Raw genomic sequence first — 2,777 nt, forward strand, 5'->3', positions numbered from 1 at the left:
TAACTTATGGTAGCTTTTTTGTTTTATATTTTTTCAAAACCTTTTAATTTATTTCTTTTTTTTATAAAATTGTCAAAAATAAATTAAGGGAAAAATTTTATGAGAAAAATTAAAATAGAAAAAAATTATTTAAAACATACCGAAGGTTCATGTTTGTTTTCTTTAGGGGAAACAAAAGTTCTATGTGTTGCAACCGTTGAGGAAAAAGTTCCGCCTTTTATAGAGGCCGAAAAAAAAGAACAAGGTTGGCTTACCGCAGAATATTCAATGATGCCGCGTTCCTGTAACGAAAGAATATCAAGAAAAAAATTACAAAACGGCAGAGCACAGGAAATATCGCGGCTTATCGGACGTTCTTTAAGAGCATGTGTGGATTTAAAAAAATTAGGTAAAAGAACAATAACCATAGATTGTGATGTTATAAGAGCCGACGGCGGAACAAGAACGGCATCAATTAACGGCGGTTTTGTTGCATTGGCTTTGGCACTTGAAAAATTAAAAAAGCAAAAATTAATTGATGAAATACCGTTAAAAGGTTTTTTGGGTGCGGTCAGTGTAGGTTTTGTGGGTGATAAAATGGTGCTTGATTTATCGGCCAAAGAAGATAATGTTGCCGATATTGATATGAACGTTGTAATGCTTGATAACGGCGATCTTGTTGAAGTTCAGGGAACAGCCGAAGGACATGCCTTTACAAGAAAAGATTTGGATAAAATGTTGGATGCCGCCAAAACAGGAATTGCGGAAATTATAAAAGCACAAAAAAAATCACTCGGCTTTAAGCTTTAAGCTGCCGTTGTCGTTAAACTCACGTCCAACAACACAGCCCTCAACTGTCGTTATGTCATTGCGAGCCGATTAAATCGGCGCGGCAATCTATGTCGTTTCGTTTTTAAAAATTCTCTTTTTTGCACTCAGTGTTGCCATTCGCTTGAAAATTTTAAAGCCAAACGACAACTTGAAAAATCCTAACATCTAAATGTAGACGGATTTTTCTTCAAACAGTGTCGCTTTAAAAAACTTTTAAAATTTATAGTTTTTTACTCTAAAATTTTCTGCACTCATAAGCGGCTCCAAGTCGTGCTTCAAAAGAAATTTTTAAAAGTTTTTCAGTTGCCGTTAAACTCTCAGCCCTTAGCTCTCAGCTCTAAACCGACAAATAAAAATTGCTTTGCAATTTTTATTTGTTATAGTATTTCAAAGCTTCCGGTAAATGTTTTTGTATGTCCGCTATTCTTTTTTCGTCGGAAGGATGTGTTGATAAAAAGTCCGAAAGTCCGCCCTGCGAACCTCCGCCCGCGGCAGCCATTCTTTGCCAAAATTTTATTGCTTCCCTCGGGTCATATCCTGCTTTTGCCATCAGGATAAGTCCCATATAGTCGGCTTCGGATTCATGTTTTCTGCTGTAAGGAAGTATTACACCTACATTACCTGCCACATTTACACCTAACATTATAAGTTCTCTGTTAGGGTTATTTTCAAGTTTTACATTCGCAAGTGCAAGCCCGTATTGAAAAAGGTTTGACTGTGCCGACCTTTCCGCACCGTGACGTGCTATTGCGTGTGCTATTTCATGTGCCATAACGGTTGCAAGCCCTGCTTCTGTTTTGGTATAAGGTAAAATTCCCGTATATACCGCCACTTTGCCGCCGGAAAGACACCATGCATTTGCTTCATCACTTTCCAATAAATTAAATTCCCAGTCGTAGTTATAACCTGAAGCTGCAGCTATTTTTTGCCCTACTTTTTTTACAAGAGCGGTATTTGTTTTATTAGTTGAAATTTTTGATTCTGCCAAATACTGCCCGTAACTTGTTGCACCTGCTGCAACTTCTTCCGCTTCACTGCTTAAAATCAACTGGCTTCTTCCGGTTAAAGGGACCGTATTACAACCCGTAATAAAAAACATCAAACCGATTAAAGATAATAAATAAAATTTTATTTTCATAATACTTTGAATTATACAAAATTTTTAATTGTTTTGTGCAAATTATTTTTTTTCTCTCATTGCGGGATGAAATTATGTGAGTGGTATTGCTGTTTATGTCGTTGTCGTTAATCTTCTCAGCTGCTCAGCTTTTCAGCTTCTCAGCTAAAATTTTGCTCTGAAAAATTTTACTTGCATTTTTTATCATATTTTTATAACATTTCTTAAATACAGTTTAAAGTAATGTCGTTTTAAAATAATAATTCGGAGGCAAAAAAATGGCAGTTAAAGTTGCAATTAACGGTTTCGGAAGAATTGGAAGATTGGCATTCAGACAAATGTTTGGTGCAAAAGGTTATGAAGTTGTTGCTATCAACGATTTAACAAGTCCTAAAATGTTGGCTCACTTGTTAAAGTATGATTCGGCACAAGGCGGATATTGCGGAAAATTCGGTGAAGAAGCAAAACACACCGTAACATATAAAGAAGCGGTATTGGCAGAAGACGGAAAAACGGTTAAAGAATTCGGTTCAATAACCGTTGACGGAAAAGAAATTACAATCTATGCAATTCCTAAAGCAAACGAATTACCTTGGGGAAAATTAGGTGTTGACGTTGTTTTGGAATGTACAGGTTTTTATACATCGAAAGCAAAAGCACAAGCTCACATTGATGCAGGTGCTAAAAAAGTTGTTATTTCCGCTCCTGCAGGAAATGACTTACCTACAATCGTTTACAATGTAAACCATAAAATCTTGAAGAAAGAGGATAAAATCATATCAGCTGCTTCTTGTACAACAAACTGCTTGGCACCTATGACAAAAGCTTTGAATGATTATGCTCCTATACA

At 36.0% G+C, this 2,777-nt stretch carries 3 protein-coding genes; 2 read left to right on the plus strand and 1 reads right to left on the minus strand.

Annotation, left to right across the window (positions count from 1 at the left end; genetic code table 11):
- The first annotated feature begins 99 nt into the window (after positions 1-99).
- The gene (gene rph, locus ACMUOV_RS06310) at positions 100-789 is read left to right on the plus strand and encodes a ribonuclease PH (RefSeq protein WP_413854259.1); all 690 of its coding nucleotides are present in this window, start codon (positions 100-102) and stop codon (positions 787-789) included.
- 391 nt (positions 790-1,180) lie between these two features.
- On the opposite strand, the gene ACMUOV_RS06315 is transcribed toward rph, so the two are convergent.
- Positions 1,181-1,948 carry a M48 family metallopeptidase gene (locus ACMUOV_RS06315; RefSeq protein WP_413854260.1) on the minus strand — a complete coding sequence of 256 codons (768 nt, stop codon included), beginning with the start codon at positions 1,946-1,948 and terminating at the stop codon, positions 1,181-1,183.
- A 257-nt stretch (positions 1,949-2,205) separates the two neighbouring features.
- Between ACMUOV_RS06315 and ACMUOV_RS06320 the strand changes: the two genes are divergently transcribed.
- A partial coding sequence (locus ACMUOV_RS06320; RefSeq protein WP_413854261.1) for a glyceraldehyde 3-phosphate dehydrogenase NAD-binding domain-containing protein occupies positions 2,206-2,777 on the plus strand: 572 nt, incomplete at its 3' end.

It is taken from the genome of Candidatus Ruminimicrobium bovinum, assembly GCF_902760015.1.
In the GTDB taxonomy this organism is placed as follows: Bacteria; Elusimicrobiota; Endomicrobiia; order Endomicrobiales; family Endomicrobiaceae; genus Ruminimicrobium; species Ruminimicrobium bovinum.

What these genes read in the sequence shown, in the direction of transcription:
- rph (WP_413854259.1), top strand. Translation starts at nt 100, where the DNA reads ATGAGAAAAATTAAAATAGAAAAAAATTATTTAAAACATACCGAAGGT.
- ACMUOV_RS06315 (WP_413854260.1), bottom strand. Translation starts at nt 1,948, where the DNA reads ATGAAAATAAAATTTTATTTATTATCTTTAATCGGTTTGATGTTTTTT.